A 16,074-nucleotide genomic window follows, 5' to 3' on the forward strand; every position below is an offset into this window, starting at 1 on the left:
CCGCATCGAACGCACTGAAAGGCGGCTCCCGATGAACATGCAGACCAAATCCAGCGCAGCGCATCAGAACGTGCATGGGCGGACTGCGCGTCAATCGAGCCGCCAGGCCGGGTCGGTGCCGCTGACCACGACGCGCCGCGCCCGCATGCTGGGCTGGGTCAACGGCAGCGAAGGCGAAAGCCGCGAGCAGTTCCTCGACAGCGACGCCGGTGGACTGCACGAGGCCGGCGAGCGCCGCTGACTGCACCGCCCTTGCGCCAGCCACCTACTTCCAGCGCCAGGTCCAGATCACGTCGAACGAATTGTCGTCGCCCGATTGCGCACGCAGCGTCAGGCGTTGCGCGATCCGGTAGATGAGCTGGAAGCTCCCGGTCGTGGCGTTCAGGCCGCGCTCGTAGCCGACATACCAGCGCTTCGACAACTGCTTGCCGAGCGCGATCACCGTCTCGCGCACTTCCCCGTCGGTCTGCCGCACCGAAATCTCGTCCAGGCCCAGCGCCTTGGTGATCTGATCGGTCGGCCCGCCGCCTTCGCCGGCCAGCAGCGCCAGCGCCGCGCGTTGCAGCAGCGCGGTGTCGGCGCGGCCGAGGCCGTCGCCGGCTCGGCCCATCACCAGCCAGCTGAGCTTGTCGATCTCGGACAGTTCCGGCTCGGAGAACAGGCGCACCCGCGGGTTCGCCGCCGTGCCGCTGACCGCGACGCCGACGCGCACGTCCAGGTTCGGCCGGGTGGCCTCGATGTCGAGCCTCGGGTTCTCGATCGGGCCGCTGAACGCGATCAGACCGCGGTCGATCGTCAGCTTCTGGCCGTACGCGGCGTAGGTGCCGTTTTCGGCGCGCACGGTTCCGACGACCGCGAGCCGCCCACCCGGCGCGGTGACGTGGAGTTCGCCGCGCAGCCCGGCGTCCAGCCCGCGACCGCGCACCCGCAGCGCGTCGCCCAGCGTCACCCGCAGATCCAGGTTGACGGCCCGGGCCGGCGTCACGGCGGGCAGCGGTGCGGGCGTCGGCGCGGCGGCGGCCGACGCGGCGGCCGCCGGTGACGCCGCGCCCTGCGCGCGCACGACGCTGACGTCGCTGGCCAGCGCGGGCGCGTCGCTGCGGGTGAAGTCGATCAGGCCCTCGTCGACGTTGAAGCGGCCGTCGAACGCAACGGTCTTCGCGTCCAGGTTCAGCGTGCCGGCGCCGCTGGCGACGATCCGCCGGTCGACGCGACCGAGCAGCTGGAATTTCTCGGCCTCGACGCGCAGCACCGCCTTCGGCGCCTCGCCCAGGCTCGCGTCGCCCGTCAGCCGCAGCGTGCCGCTGCCGCCCTTGGCGGTGAACCGCTCGATGCGCGCGGTGCTGCCCTGCAGGCGGATCGCGACATCGCCGTCGCTGATGTTCACGCCCTCGAGGAAGTTGCGCACCGCCAGCTTCGATCCCTCGATCTGCCCGGTGTACTCGGGCGCGCCGAAGCGGCCGCCGAAGCTCGCGCTGGTGTGCAGCGTGCCGCCGAGCCGCCAGCCCGGCGGCACCCAGTTGCCCCAGGCGCCGAGGTCGTCGACGCGCAGCTCGAGCACGCCGCTGAGCGGCGCGTCGGCCGTCGGCCAGGTCGCCTGCGGCGACGTGCGCACGACCTCGGCGCCAGCGACGACGCCGAGCGCGCTGCCGGCCAGACCCTGCGTGAAGCTCCAGGTGCCGTCGGCCGCGTTGAGGCCGAAGCGCAGGTCGGTCAGGCCGAGGGCACGGGTGCCGAGCTCGTCGGTCACGGTCAGGTCGCCGCTGCGGCGTTCGATGACCACGTCGGCGTTGAACCCGGGCGCGCTGCGAATCTTCGCGTGGCCGGCGATCGCCAGGTCCCCGCCCCAGCCGAAGTCGGGCTGCGCGCGCGCCAGCAGCGGGGCGATGCGCAGCGGCTCCAGGTCCGCCTCGGCCTCGATCTGCGCGAAGCCGCCGGGCTGTGCCGCGGCCTGCCAGGCGATGCGGCTCCAGCGCAGCGCGCCGCCGAGCATCTCCACGCGGCCCGGTTGCACGGTCGCACGCGCCGGCCCGCCGGCCCACAGCGCCTCGAGCGCGACGTTCTGGGTGTGCACGAGCGGCGCGCTGCCGGGACTGCTGTTGCGCAGGTCGAGCTGCTGCAGCGTGCCGCGCCAGCCGGCGAGGGCCGCGCCGGCCGCGTCGACGAGGCCGCCCTGCGCCTGCAGGACCGCCACTGTCCGCGAGCCCGCCGGGCTCGCGCCGCCGCCCTGCATCGATTCGGCCCAGGCCGGCGGCCGCGCCTTCGATTCGGCGCGGACGGCCAGCGTGTGGGCGCGCCCGGTGCCCTGGAGCTGCAGCGTCAGGCTGTCGAGCGACGGGCCCGCTGCGCCGCCCTGTGTCAGCGCCATCTGCGTCACGCTGGCGCTAGCGACGACCGGCGCCGTCGCCGAAGTGCCGATCGTCCAGCTCGCCTGCGCGTGTTGCAGGCTCAGCGCGCCGGCGCGCAGCGCGCTCGCGTCGAGCTCGCCGCGCGTCGACAGCGCGGGCCAGCGGCCGGTGATGCGGGCCTTCGCGTTCAGCGTGCCGGCGAGCGTCGTGTCCGCGCCGGCGGGCCGGAACAGCCGGAACACCGGCGCGAGCCGGGCGAGGGCGGGTCCGTCGACCCGCACGTCCCAGACGTCCGAGGCGCCACTGCCGCTGGTGGCGACGCGGCCCTCGGCCCGCAGCGCGTTGCCGTCGGCATCGAGCGTCACGCTGGCCTGCGCAGAGGCGCCGGCGCCGGTGCGCAGGTTCGCCTCGCCGGTCACCGGCACGCCGCCCAACAGGCTCCTGGTGAGCTTGACGCCGGCTTGTCCGCGCAGGGCGGCCAGCAAGTCGGTCGGTGGCAGCGATGCGGCTGCGCTCGGCAGTTCCACCGCCACGTCGCCGGTCGCGTTCAGGCGCGTGACTGCGCGGCGCCAGGGTGAATCGTCGCGTCCCGGCCACCACACCGCGGGATCGAAGTCGACCAGCGTCGCCCGGGCCTTGATCGCCCACGGCGCCTGCGGGCTCGCGTACGTGACGAGCCCGTCGAGCGTCGCGCGCGCTCCGCCCGTGGAGGCGACGAACTTGCGCAATTCGATGCGCTGCGCGTGCACGCGCGCGTCGAGCTCGAGGCGCACCGCGCGGCTCGCGCCGCGGTCGCGCACCTGGCCGGCCAGCGTCGCGGCGATGTCGCCGGTGGGATCGTTTGCCGCGCCGCCGGCCAGCGTCAGCGGGCCGTTCAGCTGCATGGCCGGCGCACGCGCATCGAGCAAGGCCGGCTGCAGCGCGCTCATCGTCGCCGCGAGATTCCAGCGCTGCGGTGACCAGCGACCCGTGCCGGTGAGTCGGCCCGCGGGGGCTTGCGCCGTGCCGAGCTCGGCCTCGAACGCGCGCAGTTCCATTTCGCTGGGCTGATCGGGCCGCGCCGCGAGTTCCAGCTTCAGCGTGCGCAGCGGCAGGCGGCCTTCGTTCCAGCGGCCGGGCAGCGCGTTCGAGAGATCGATCGACACATCGGCCGGGCGATCCGCGGCGGTGCTGGCGGCGACGGCCCGCATCGTCAATGCCGTCGCCGGGGCGGCGCTCGCGAAGGCGGAGAGGTCGAGCGCCTGTGCGTTCGCCTGCAGCTCGCCGAGCGGCCACGCCGCGAACGGCCGAAGCGCGGCGCGCACGTCGAGCGTTTGCGCCGCATGATCGGCCGACGGCGCGGCGCGCAGCGTCGCCTGCAATTGCGGCGCGGCGAGCGGGCCGGCGAGCGTGGCGTTCGCGTTCCACGCGGGCATCTCCTCGGCGACCGGCTGCGCGAGCGCGACCCGGGCGTCCAGCGCCAGCGGTCCGCCGGTGCCGATGCGGGCATCGCCGCTGGCTTTCAGCCGGTCCCAGCTCAGCGCGAGCCGGCTGACGCGGTGTTCGGCACCGTCGTTCGCGCCGAGGTGGACCTGCGCCGACACGTCGCGAATCGGCTGCGCGCCGAGCGGGGTGGCGTGCAACTCGCCGATGCGCAGCGCGCGCAGGTCGAGCTCGATCGGCAGCCGCAGGTCGGTGGGCGCCTGCGCCGGCTCGGCGCGGGTCGACGGCGCGATCGCGATGTCCACGCGCTTGATGTCGAGCGAATCGATCGTGATGCGCACCCAGCGAGGCGCCGCGGCGCGCTCGATGCGCAGGCCGCGCCAGGCGGGCTCCTGCAGCGTCAACGTGTCGGTGCCGCCGGGCAGCGGGATGGTCACGCGGCGGGCCGAGAAGTCGCCGATCAGGCTGCCGCGCGGCCCGTCGATCCGAACGCCCGGCACCACGGACGCGAGCCAGGCGCTCCCGCGCTCGCTGCGCACGGCCCACCAGCCGCCCGCGGCGAGCGCGAACACCAGCGCCACCACGACGCCCAGGATGCCGGCCGCGATCCGGCGGCCGCGGCGTCCGCGTCGCGGTGCAGGGGCCGGCGCATCGCGCGGCGTGCTCGGCTCGTCCATCAGAACGCGACGCCCACGCTGAGGTGCACGCGCACCTGCTTGACCTGCTGCCCGTAGGCCACATCGACGCGCAGCGGCCCGACAGGGCTGCGCCAGCGCAGGCCGACGCCGTAGCCGACAGCCGGCTTCATGTCCGTCCAGCGGTCGGCCGCGTTGCCGGCATCGACGAACGCCGCCCACCAGTACGCCGGGTACTTCGGCGAGATCGGACGGGCGATCTCGACGCTGCCGGTCAGCAGCGTGCGGCCGCCGACCGTGATGCCGCGAATCTCCGGGCCGAGCGTGCGGTAGCCGTAGCCGCGCACCGAATCGTCGCCGCCGGCGCGGAACAGCAGCGTGTCGGGGATGCCGACCGCGCTCTTCGCGAACACCTGGCCCGCCTCGATCCGCGCGCTGCCGTACCAGCCGTTGCCGAAGGGCTCGTAGTAGGTGAGCCTCGCGTAGGCGCGGCCGAACGGTCCCTTGCTGGTCTCGAGCGGATCGCCGAACACCGAGCGGCTGCCACGCGCCACCCCGAGCGCGGCCTGCGCCGAGGTGGTCAGCCCCTTGGTGGGGAGCAACACGTTGTCAACGTCGCGGAAGATCCAGTGCGAGTTGACCGACACGGCATCGCCCTGGCTGGCCAGGTCGGCGGCGTCGACGCGCGCGTGGGCGATCTCGGCGAACAGCAGGCGCTCGATGCGGCCGGTGTCCTGCGCGCGGCCGATGCGGGCGTTCCAGCCGAGTTGCTGCTGGTCGTCGACCGTCAGCTTCGCGGCCGCCCCGGAGACGAGGTTGCGGTACAGGCCGTCGAGCGGGTAGGTGCTCAGCTCGCCGTCCCAGCTCTTGTTCTCCGGACCGTACTGGACCTTGTTCTTCGCGATCAGCGGCCGGTCGAACACGCGCCGGTTGGTGTGCTCGACGGACACGCGCGGCCCGGTGTTGGCGCTGTAGCCGATGCCGATCGTGGCCTGATGCTGCGTCAACTCCTTGACACGCACCAGCACCGGCGCGGCGCCCGCGGTGGCCGGGTCGGCATCGAGCTCGACCGAGGCACCCTCGAACAGCCCGAGCTTCTGCAGCCGCTCCTGGAAGTCCAGCAAGGTCTTCTCGCTGTACGGGTCGCCCGGACCGAAGGTGGACAGGCGCCGGATCGCGTCCTCGCCGTAGCGTTTCGCGCCCTCGATGCGCAGAGTGCCGAGCTGATAGAGCGGGCCGCTGTCGAGCACCACCGCCAGGTCGGCGCGGTTCTCCGGCGCATCGACCCGGGCCTGGGTGCTGCTCCAGGTCGCGGCGGCGTAGCCGTCGGCGCGCAGCCGCGCCAGCGTCGCGTTCTTCGCATCGGTCCACGCGCCCTGCCGGAACGGGTCGCCGGGTCGCAGCGGCCACTGCGCGCGCAGCGCGGCGATCTCGCGTTGCGCCGCGACGTTGCCTGCCGCGTTCGCCGTCTGCAGCGGGCCGCTGGCCTCGACGCTGACCGCGTGCACGGTCGCGCGCGGGCCAGGTACCACCGTCACCCGCAGCAGCGGCAGGCCGGCCTCGGTGCCGGCGCGCTCGGCGGTCACGACGGCATTGAAGTAGCCCTCGGTCTCGAGCAGTCCGCGCGCCTGCGCCGGGGCGGCGCGCAGCAGGCGTTCCAGTTCGGCGGCGTTGATCGCGTCCGTCGCGGGCGCGTTCTGGAACCGCGCGAGGTCGAGGTAGTTCATCAGCAGCGCGCGCAACGGGCCGGGTGCCTGCACGTCGAGCCGGTACTCGGCGCGGTCGACCGGTGCCGAAGCGGCGCCGGCAGGCGCTGCCGCAGCGTCGTCGCGCGCGCCGCCCAGACCGAACGGCAGGCTGGCACAGCCGGCCAGCACCGCGGCTGCGCCCGCCAAGCACGCGGTGCGCAGCACGCCCGCCAAGGTCATTTGCTGAGCAGGCGCATGGCCCCTTCCAGCCCGGCCAGGGTGAGCGGGAACATGCGCTGGTTCATCAACTGCTGGACCACCGCGATGCTCTGGCGGTAGCCCCACACGCCTTGCGGCTCCGGGTTGATCCAGGCGAACTTCGGGAAGGCTTGCGTCAGCCGCGCGAGCCATTCGGCGCCCGGCTCCTCGTTGTTGTATTCGACGCTGCCGCCGGGCTGCAGGATCTCGTACGGGCTCATCGTGGCGTCACCGACGAAGATCAGCTTGTAGTCCTTGTTGTACTTGCGGATCACGTCCCAGGTGCTGAACTTCTCGCTGTAGCGGCGCCGGTTGTTCTTCCACATGAAGTCGTAGACGCAGTTGTGGAAGTAATAGAACTCCAGGTGCTTGAACTCGCTCTTGGCGGCGCTGAAGATCTCCTCGACGCGGTGGATGTGCTCGTCCATCGTGCCGCCCACGTCCATCAGCAGCAGCACCTTCACCTTGTTGTGGCGCTCGGGCACCATCTTGATGTCCAGCCAGCCGGCGTTCGCGGCGGTGCTGCGGATGGTGTCGTCGAGGTCGAGTTCCTCCGCCGAGCCTTCGCGCGCGAAGCGGCGCAGCCGGCGCAGCGCGACCTTGATGTTGCGCGTGCCCAGTTCGAGGCTGTCGTCGTAGTCCTTGAACTGGCGCTGGTCCCAGACCTTCACCGCGCTCTTGTTGCGCGACTTGTCCTGCCCGATGCGGATGCCCTGCGGGTTGTAGCCGTAGGCGCCGAACGGGCTGGTGCCGCCGGTGCCGATCATCCGGTTGCCGCCTTCGTGGCGCTCCTTCTGCTCCTCGAAGCGCTTCTTCAGCGTCTCCATCAGCTCGTCCCAGCCCATCTTCTCGATCGCGGCCTTCTCCTCGGCGCTGAGCTCGAGCTCGAGCTTCTTCTGCAGCCAGTCGAGCGGCACCTCCTGCGTGAAGTCGGTCAGCATCTCGACGCCCTTGAAGTAGGCGGCGAACGCGCGGTCGAACTTGTCGAAGTTGGCCTCGTCCTTCACCAGCGAGGTGCGGGCGAGGTAGTAGAACTCGTCGACGGTGTTGTCGATCACGCCGGCCTGGATCGCCTCGAGCAGCACCAGGTACTCCTTGACGGAGACCTTGAGCTTGGCTGCGCGCAGCGTGAAGAAGAAGTTGATGAGCATGGGCTTCCCCCGGGGAGACCGCTCTATTGTGGCGGCAGTCCCAGCGGCCCGCGCGCGCAGGGGCGTTGCAAGGTCAAGCCCTCTTCCGGGGGACAGGAAAGCCCGGGTCCGCGGCGCGGTGCAGCGCTCGCCTCGCACAAGCGCCGGCGCGATACTTCCGCATCGCGTTTCGCGCCCCCTTGACCACCACGTGCAAGACATCCGGACCGTCCTGCTGCTGATCGCCCTCCAGCAAGGCCTGTGCGCCTTCAGCTGGTGGGTGGGCGGCTGGCGACTCGGTCTGCCGCGGATCGTGGCGCTCCACTGGATGATCGCGGCGATGTCGACGGCGCTCGGTCTGGCGCTGATCCTGCAGCGCGGGGTGTGGCCGCCGTTCCTGACGCTCGTGGTCGCGAACCTGGCGATCATGTTCGCCTTCGTCGTGATGCGCCGCGGCGTGCAGCTGTTCCTGCGCCTGCCGGTGACGGACGGCGAGCACGTCGGCCTGCTGGCGTTCGACGCGCTGCTGCTGCTCGGTTTCGTGGCGGGTGAACACACCGTAGTGGCCGTCGTCGGTGCCTCGGTGCCGATCGCCTGGACGTTGCTGCGCGCCGCCTGGGAAAGCCACGCCGCCTTGCTGCGGGAGGGCTCGCGTGCGACGGCGCACGTGGTGGCGACGCCGCTGACGATCCTCGGCGCGCTGTTCGCGCTGCGCGCGATCGTCGGCGTGGTCGCGCCCGAGGTCGCCGCGCGTCCGCTGCACGAGGCGAACGCGTTCAACGGCGTGGTCGTGATGGTGTTCATGCTGGTCGGCCTGCTGCTGAACCTGGTGCTGGCGCTGATGGTCGTCGGCCGCCTGGTCAGCCGGCTGCAGCACCTGTCGGAACGCGATGCGCTGACCGGCTTGCTGAACCGCCGCGCGATCGCGCCGCTGCTGGCCCGTGAAGCGGGCCGCCTGCGCCGCTACGGCGAGAGCTATGCGCTGCTGATGGTCGACGTGGACCACTTCAAGACGATCAACGACTGCCATGGCCATGCCGCCGGCGACGCGGCGCTGGTGCAGCTGGCGCGGGTGCTGCGCGAGGCCGCACGCGAGGTCGACAGCATCGCCCGCATGGGCGGCGAGGAGTTCTGCATCCTGCTGCCGCATTGCGACCAGGACGGTGCGATGCGGCTGGCCGAGCGCGTTCACGCGGCGATGCACGAAGCGGCATGGACCGGCGCGACGCAGCGGCTCACGGTGAGCGTCGGCGTGGCGGTCGCGCTCGCGCCCGAGGAAACGCCCGAGGCCGTTCTCGAGCGCGCCGATCAGGCTCTGTATCGCGCCAAGAACGACGGGCGCGACCGCGTGGTCGTGGCCGAGCCGCGCCGGCTGGCGGTGGCGTGACGCGGCGTCAGCGGCCGTGCAGTGCGGCCTTGCGCGCGTGCGGGTCGTGGCGCCGCAGCCAGTCGAAGAATTCGGCGTACCAGAGCTGCGAGTTGCGCGGCTTCAGCACCCAGTGGTTCTCGTCCGGGAACCACAGCAGCCGCGCGTCGACGCCCTTGGCCTTCAGCGTGTTGTAGTAGGCCAGGCCCTGTTGATCCGGCACGCGGTAGTCGCGCGCGCCGTGGATCACCAGCGTGGGCGTTGCCATCGCGGCGACGAAATGGCTCGGGCTCTGGGCCTGGATCTTCAAAGGGTCGTCCCAGTACCAGCAGCCGAGTTCCTTGGCATGCCAGGTGTAGGCGTCGTCGCTGAACATCGCCTGCCAGTCGAAGCAGCCGGCGTGGCAGACGTAGGCGTTGTAGCGGCCGGCCTTCACGTGGCCGTTCATCCACGCGACCATGAAGCCGCCGTAGCTGCCGCCAGCCGCGAACAGCCGCTTGCGGTCGGCCCACGGTTGCTTCAGCAGCCAATCGCTGCCGGCCTCCACGTCCTGCAGTTCCAGCTCGCCCCAGCGGTGCGTGATGCTGTCGAGAAAGGCCTGGCCGAAGCCGCTCGAGCCGTGGTAGTTGACGCAGGCGACGACGTAGCCCTGGGCCGCGAACGCGTGGGTGTTCCAGCGGTAGTGGAAGGTATCGCCGGCCGCGGCGTGCGGGCCGCCGTGGATGCTGTGCAGCACCGGGTGCTTCTTCTTGCGGTCGAAGCGCGGCGGGTAGGTCAGCCACATCTGCACCGGCTCGCCGAGCGCACCCTTGAACGTGACCTCCTCGCAGTCGCCGAGGCGCAGCGTCGCGAGCAGCGCGTCGTTGAAGGTGTCGAGCCGCAGCGGTGCCTGGCCGTCGCGCACCGCGTGCACGCGCGCCGGGTGCATCAGCGTGTCCGCGCTGGCGACGATCACGCCGCCGGCGACGTCGAAGGCCTGGACCCAGCCGCCCTGCAACGCGACGCTCGCGGTGCGGCTGGCGATCGCATAGCGGTAGAGGTGGTTGCGCCCGCGGTCCTGGGCGCAGAAGTACAGCGCCGCGGCATCGGCCGACCAGCGCAGCGGCGCCTCGACCGCGTGGTCCCACGCGTCGCTGAGCAGCGACCACACGCCCCCGCGTTCCAGCACGGCGGCGAGCGCCGGCGCGGTGTGGCGCTGCGCGGTGTGCGCCGCCAGCATCGCGATGCGCCGGCCGTCGGGGCTGTAGCGCGGTGCGTCGAAGTCCCAGTCCGGGTCGGCGGTCAGCGCGGTGAACTTGCCGGATCGCAGCTGCAACTCGACCAGCGTCTTGCGGTTCTCGATGCGCTTCTCGGCCTGCGGGTCGTGCACGAACGCGAGGTGCCGGCCGTCCGGCGCGATGTCGAAGAAGCCCGCGCCCGGGTCGGCGCGCGGCAGTTCGTAGGCCGTGCCTTCGAACAGGTCGGTGATGCGACCGCTGGCGAGGTCGAGCACGTGCAGGTGCGGCACGCGGCCCATCGGCAGGTTGTCGTCCCAGAAGCGGTACTGCGCCTCGCTGGTGACGTAGCCCGTGGCCTTGCGGTCCTGGAACTCCCGCCACCGCCTGGCCTGCGCCTTGGTGCCCTTCAGCTCCGGCCAGACCCAGGCGACGAACGCGACCCGCTTGCCGTCCGGGAACCACTTGAACGCGCCGACCCCGGGCGCGAAGTGGGTGGCGCGCCGCGCTTCGCCGCCGTCCGGCGCGATCAGGTACAGCTGCGCCGACTCGTCCTTGCGGCCCTCCTGCTCGCGGCGCGCGATGAAGGCGATCTGCTCGCCGTTGGGCGACCACTGCGCCTGGCCGTCCTTCTCGCCGCAGCTCGTCAGGCGCCGCGGCGCGCCCCCGAAGGTCGAGAGCAGCCAGAGGCTGGCGACACTCTTGTTGCCTTCCATCGAGAAGCTGCTGACCGCGCACACCGCCTGCGCGCCGTCGGGCGCGAGCGACAGGCCGCCGACGCGGTCGAACTTCCAGAGGTCGTCGACGGTGATCGGTTTCTTCTTGTCGGGCATGGCGATCTCGTGGGCAGGAGTCAAGGTGTGCCGTTGGCGCCGTGCAGGCGGTAGCCCGGGCGCTCGAGCAGGCGCTGGTGGTACGCGGCGAGCGCCGGCAAGGCCGGGCGCGTGTCGGGTGGCATCGGCGTCATCAGCCAGCGATTCAGCGACAGGCCGAGCACCACGTCGCCGAGCGTAAAGTTTGCGCCGGTGACGAAGGCACCGGTCCGGCTCAATTGCGCGTCCAGCATCCCCATGTGGCGGTTCCAGTTCGCGATGCTGGCGGCGATGGCCTGCGCCTCGGCGTGCGCGGGGCTGCGGCGCACCAGCGCCATGAAGGCGTAGCGCCACGCGTTGTTCAACTCGCCGGCCTGCCAATCCATCCATTGCTCGACATGCGCCCGCGCACGCGGCGCCTGCGGCAGCAGGTCCGCGCGCGCATGGGCGCCGGCGAGGTAGCGGCAGATCGTGTTCGACTCCCACAGCACGAACTCGCCGTCGCGGATCACCGGCACCAGCGCGTTCGGGTTCAGCGCCTGGAACTCGGGTGTGTCGGTGGTCTGAAAGCCGGCACCGTAGGGCACCAGGGTGTGCGGCAGCGCCAGCTCGGCGCAGGTCCACAGGACCTTGCGAACGTTGATCGAACTCGGCTTGCCGAGGATCTGCAGCATGGAGCGAGTGGCGCGGGCGCGCTCAGCGCGGCTTGTCGAGTTGCCAGCGCAGGTGCGTCTTCACCGTCGGCCACTCGGACTCGATGATGCTGTAGACGACGGTGTCGCGCAGCGTGCCGTTGGCGGCGCGGCCGTGGTTGCGCAGCACGCCGTCGAGCCTGGCGCCGAGCCGCTCGATGGCGCGCCGGCTCTGGTGGTTGAAGAAATGGGTGCGGAACTCGACCGCGATGCAGCCGAGCTGCTCGAACGCGTGGCCGAGCAGCAGCAGCTTGCACTCGGTGTTGAACGGGCTGCGCTGCATGCGCATCGCGGTCCAGGTGGAGCCGATCTCGACCCGCTTGTTGACCGCGTCCACGTTCATGTAGGTCGTCATGCCGGCGATGCGCCCGGCGGCGTCGAAGCTCGTGAACGGCAGCATCGACCCCTTGCCCTGCAGATCGAGCCGGCGCTCGATCTCCGCACCGACCGCATCGGGCGCGGGCACGTTCGTGTACCAGATCTTCCACAGATCGCCTTCGCGCGCGGCTTCGGCCAGGCCGGGAAGATGGTCCTTCGCGAGCGGCTTCAGCGCGCAGTGCGCGCCGCTCAGCTCGACCGGGCTCAACCAGCTCATCGGTTGTTGCGCTGCATGAACACGAGCTTTTCGAACAGCGACACGTCCTGCTCGTTCTTCAGCAGTGCGCCGACCAGCGGCGGCACCGCGACCTTGTCGTCCTTGCTCTGCAGCACCTCGAGCGGGATGTCCTCGGCCAGCAGCAGCTTGAGCCAGTCGAGCAACTCGCTGGTGCTCGGCTTCTTCTTCAGGCCGGGCAGGTTGCGCACGTCGTAGAAGTTCTTCAGCGCCGCCGACAGCAGTTCCTTCTTAAGGTTCGGGAAGTGCACATTGACGATCGCCTTCATCGTCTCGGCGTCGGGGAACTTGATGTAGTGGAAGAAGCAGCGGCGCAGGAACGCGTCCGGCAGCTCCTTCTCGTTGTTCGAGGTGATGAACACCAGCGGCCGGTGCGTCGCCTTGACCAGTTCGCGCGTCTCGTAGACGTAGAACTCCATGCGGTCGATCTCGCGCAGCAGGTCGTTCGGGAACTCGATGTCGGCCTTGTCGATCTCGTCGATCAGCAGCACCACGGGCTGCTCGGCGGTGAAGGCCTGCCACAGCACGCCCTTCACGATGTAGTTGTGGATGTCCTTGACCTTCTCGTCGCCGAGCTGGCTGTCGCGCAGCCGGCTCACTGCGTCGTACTCGTACAGGCCCTGCTGCGCCTTGGTCGTCGACTTGATGTGCCACTGCAGCAGCGGCATGCCCAGCGCCTGCGCCACCTCTTCGGCCAGCATGGTCTTGCCGGTGCCGGGTTCGCCCTTGATCAGCAGCGGGCGCTTCAGCGTCGACGCGGCGTTGACGGCCAGCATCAGGTCGGGCGTGGCGACGTAGTTTTCTGAGCCTTGGAACTTCATGGGGTTGGGCGGTGCGGCTGTGGTGTCGGGGTCTCGGATCAGTATAAGGGGGCCCCTATAATCGGTGGTTGGACTGAAATCACCGCCTGCTGACCCATGAAAAATCTCGTCCGTTCGATGATCGCGCTCGTCGCAGCGCTCGGCTCGCTGGGCTTTGCGATGGAAGCAACGGCCCAGGACGCGAAGGCCGGCGAAAAGAAGGCCGCGATGTGCATCGGCTGCCACGGCATCCCCGACTACAAGGCGAGCTTCCCCGAGGTCTACCGCGTGCCGATGATCGCGGGCCAGAACGCGAAGTACATCGTCTCGGCGCTGACCCAGTACAAGAAGGGCGACCGCAAGCACCCGACGATGCGCGGCATCGCGGCCTCGCTGAGCGATCAGGACATGGCCGACCTGGCGGCGTTCTACTCGACCGAAGCCAAGTCCGAGCCGGTGACCGCCGCGCCGGCCGACGTGCCCGCGAACGTCGCCGAGCTGCTGAAGAAAGGCAACTGCGCGTCCTGCCACGGCGCCAACTTCAACACCCCGATCGATCCGAGCTACCCCAAGCTCGCCGGCCAGCACGGCGACTACCTGTACGTGGCGCTGCGCGAGTACCAGACCGACAAGAACGCGCTGGTCGGCCGCAACAACGCGATCATGATGGGCATGGCCCGCCCGTTCACGCATGCCGAGGCCAAGGTGCTCGCGAACTACTTCGCGACGCTGCCGGGCGAGCTGAAGACGGTGCCGCAATCGCGCTTTCGCTGACCGCCCCTCGCTCTGCTGAAAAGCCGCTGCCCGTCAGCGGCTTTTTCATGGCCGCTCGGGGCGCCCCTTCTCGATCGTGCGGCGCAGCAGCAGCGCGTTGGACAGCACGCTGACGCTGGACAGCGCCATCGCCGCGCCCGCGACCACCGGGCTCAGCGCACCCGCCATCGCCAGCGGGATGCCGACCACGTTGTAGGCCAGCGCCCAGAACAGGTTCTGGCGGATCTTGGCGTGGGTCGCGCGCGCGATGCCGATCGCCCTGGCCACCAGCGCCAGGTCGCCGCGCAGCAGCGTGATCCCGGCGGCCTGCATCGCCACGTCCGTGCCGCCGCGCGCCGCGATCGCGATGCCGACATCGGCGGCGGCCAGGGCCGGCGCGTCGTTGATGCCGTCGCCGACCATCGCGACGGGCCCGTGCGACTTCAGCGCGTCGATGATCGCGGCCTTGTCGCCGGGCAGCACTTCGGCGCGGGTGTCGGCGTCGATGTCGTCGATGCCGAGTTCCCTGGCGATCGCGCCGACACTTGCGCGCGCGTCGCCGCTGACGATCAGCGTGCGCAGGCCGAGGCGGCGCAGGTTGTCGAGCGCGGCCCGCGCCCCCGGGCGCAGCGAGTCGCCGAACGCCAGCAGCCCCAGCAGCTGCGCAGGGCGCTGCGGACCGCACTGCGCCAGCCACGACACGGTGCGGCCGGCCGATTGATACGGCGCCGCCTGCGCATCGAGCACGGCGCGGTCGACGCCGAGCTCGGTCATCAGCCGCGCATTGCCGAGCCGCAGGTCGCGGCCCGCGGACACGCCGGCGACGCCGCGGCCGGGCAGGGCGCGCAGGTCGCCTGCAGGAACGATCGGCGAGGTCGCGGCGTCGAGGACCGCGCGCGCGAGCGGATGTTCGCTCCCGGACTGCAGCGCCGCGGCCAGCTCGACCAGCGCGGGCGTCGCGAGACCACCGCCCTCGTCCGGCACCGCGGCGACGAGCGACGGGTGGCCGACGGTCAGCGTGCCGGTCTTGTCGAACACCACGGTCGCGAGGGCTTGCGCCCGTTCGAGTGCCGGCGCGTCCTTGATCAGGATGCCGAGCCGCGCCGCGGCGCCGGTCCCCACCATGATCGCGGCCGGCGTGGCCAGGCCCAGCGCGCACGGGCACGCGATCACCAGCACCGAGACGGCGTTGATCAGGCCGGCCGGCCAGTCGCCCGTCGCGAAGCCCCAGCCGAGCAGCGTCAGCAGCGCGAGTGCCAGCACCACGGGCACGAACACCGCGCTGATGCGGTCGACCACCCGCTGCACCGGCGCCTTGCCGGCCTGCGCCGACTCGACCAGACGCACGATGCGCGCGAGTGCCGATTCGGCACCGACCGCCGTCGTGCGCACCACCATCAGGCCCTCGCCGTTGACGGCGCCGCCGGTCACCGCGTCGCCCGGGTGCTTCGCGATCGGCAGGCTCTCGCCGGTCAGCAGCGATTCGTCGACGTGGCTCGCGCCCTCGGTCACCACGCCGTCGGCCGGCACCCGCTCGCCGGGGCGCACGACGACCAGGTCGCCGACGACGAGCGCGCCGATCGCGAGGGTCTGCTCGACGCCGTCGCGGCGCACGGTCGCCGTCGCCGGCCGCAGCGCCTGCAACGCGCGGATCGCATCGGTGGTCTGGCGCTTGGCCCGCGCCTCCAGCCACTTGCCCAGCAGCACCAGCGTGATCACGACCGCGGCCGACTCGAAGTACAGATGGCCGGAGGCGCCGCGCAGCAACTCGTACACGCTCAGGCCGTACGCGGCGGAGGTGCCGAGCGCGACCAGCAGGTCCATGTTTGCGCTGCCCGCCCGCACCGCGCTCCAGCCGGCGCGGTAGAAGCGCGCGCCGAGCCAGAACTGCACCGGCGTCGCCAGCAGCCACTGCAGCCAGCCAGGCACGAGCGCGTGCGCATGCGGGTCGAACGGTGCGGCCAGCATCGGCAGCAGCAGCGGTGCCGACAGCAGGGCGGCCAGCACAACGGGCCAGACGCCGGCGGACGGTGAGGGGACGATGGGGGCGCCCGGCGTGTCCGGCACGTCGTGGGCCTCGTAGCCGGCGTCGTGCACGGCACGGATCAGCGCGGTGGTGTCGATCACGGTGCGGTCGTGCACCACCTCGGCCTGTTCGGTCGCCAGGTTCACGGTCGCCGAGGTGACGCCCGGCACTTTCGACAGCGCGCGCTCGACCCGCGAGACGCAGGAAGCGCAGGTCATGCCGTCGATGCGCAGCGACAGCGGCGCGGTGGAAGGAGTGTTCATGTGGCGCAGCTTAGACCTTGCCCTCGTGGCAAGGTCAACCGTGCCCGACATCAC

Annotated in this window: 11 protein-coding genes; 3 read left to right on the top strand and 8 right to left on the bottom strand. The window is 71.4% G+C overall.

The genetic code is table 11. From position 1 onward, the window contains the following. Positions 1-31: 31 nt before the first annotated feature. Complete coding sequence (locus tag ACWH49_RS16660; RefSeq protein ID WP_448172474.1) at positions 32-241, top strand: hypothetical protein; 210 nt, start codon at positions 32-34, stop codon at positions 239-241. Positions 242-265: 24 nt separating this feature from the next. Here the strand turns inward: ACWH49_RS16660 and ACWH49_RS16665 are convergent, their stop codons facing one another. Genes ACWH49_RS16665 through ACWH49_RS16675 form a run of 3 tightly spaced genes read right to left on the bottom strand, consistent with a single transcriptional unit; the run spans position 266 to position 7,502 of the window. Beyond that, positions 266-4,447, bottom strand: coding sequence for a translocation/assembly module TamB domain-containing protein (locus ACWH49_RS16665; RefSeq protein WP_448172475.1), 4,182 nt, complete (start codon positions 4,445-4,447; stop codon positions 266-268). Beyond that, positions 4,447-6,333, bottom strand: coding sequence for an autotransporter assembly complex protein TamA (locus ACWH49_RS16670; RefSeq protein WP_448172476.1), 1,887 nt, complete (start codon positions 6,331-6,333; stop codon positions 4,447-4,449). The genes ACWH49_RS16665 and ACWH49_RS16670 overlap by 1 nt, the downstream gene beginning before the upstream one ends. Beyond that, positions 6,330-7,502 (bottom strand): vWA domain-containing protein, encoded by a 1,173-nt coding sequence (locus ACWH49_RS16675; RefSeq protein ID WP_448172477.1) that lies wholly within the window; start codon positions 7,500-7,502, stop codon positions 6,330-6,332. The genes ACWH49_RS16670 and ACWH49_RS16675 overlap by 4 nt, the downstream gene beginning before the upstream one ends. A 190-nt stretch (positions 7,503-7,692) precedes the next feature. Between ACWH49_RS16675 and ACWH49_RS16680 the strand changes: the two genes are divergently transcribed. Next, on the top strand, positions 7,693-8,868 hold the full coding sequence (locus ACWH49_RS16680; RefSeq protein WP_448172478.1) for a diguanylate cyclase: 1,176 nt from the start codon (positions 7,693-7,695) through the stop codon (positions 8,866-8,868). Positions 8,869-8,875: 7 nt separating this feature from the next. On the opposite strand, the gene ACWH49_RS16685 is transcribed toward ACWH49_RS16680, so the two are convergent. From ACWH49_RS16685 to ACWH49_RS16700, 4 genes are read right to left on the bottom strand one after another with little or no spacing between them, the layout of a single operon-like run. Next, positions 8,876-10,894, bottom strand: coding sequence for a S9 family peptidase (locus ACWH49_RS16685; protein ID WP_448172479.1), 2,019 nt, complete (start codon positions 10,892-10,894; stop codon positions 8,876-8,878). Positions 10,895-10,914: 20 nt separating this feature from the next. Beyond that, positions 10,915-11,547: a glutathione S-transferase family protein gene (locus ACWH49_RS16690; protein ID WP_448172480.1), complete on the bottom strand. Its 633-nt coding sequence runs from the start codon at positions 11,545-11,547 to the stop codon at positions 10,915-10,917. Between the two features lie 22 nt (positions 11,548-11,569). Then, on the bottom strand, positions 11,570-12,160 hold the full coding sequence (locus tag ACWH49_RS16695; protein WP_448172481.1) for a GNAT family N-acetyltransferase: 591 nt from the start codon (positions 12,158-12,160) through the stop codon (positions 11,570-11,572). Beyond that, a complete protein-coding gene (locus tag ACWH49_RS16700; protein WP_056462098.1) occupies positions 12,157-12,999 on the bottom strand; it encodes an AAA family ATPase in 843 nt (280 codons plus the stop codon). The genes ACWH49_RS16695 and ACWH49_RS16700 overlap by 4 nt, the downstream gene beginning before the upstream one ends. Before the next feature lie 96 nt (positions 13,000-13,095). Between ACWH49_RS16700 and ACWH49_RS16705 the strand changes: the two genes are divergently transcribed. After that, on the top strand, positions 13,096-13,752 hold the full coding sequence (locus ACWH49_RS16705; RefSeq protein WP_056462101.1) for a c-type cytochrome: 657 nt from the start codon (positions 13,096-13,098) through the stop codon (positions 13,750-13,752). A 45-nt stretch (positions 13,753-13,797) separates the two neighbouring features. Here the strand turns inward: ACWH49_RS16705 and ACWH49_RS16710 are convergent, their stop codons facing one another. Next, positions 13,798-16,020, bottom strand: coding sequence for a heavy metal translocating P-type ATPase (locus ACWH49_RS16710; RefSeq protein ID WP_448172482.1), 2,223 nt, complete (start codon positions 16,018-16,020; stop codon positions 13,798-13,800). Between the last annotated feature and the right edge of the window lie 54 nt (positions 16,021-16,074).

Source organism: Rhizobacter fulvus, from assembly GCF_964020785.1.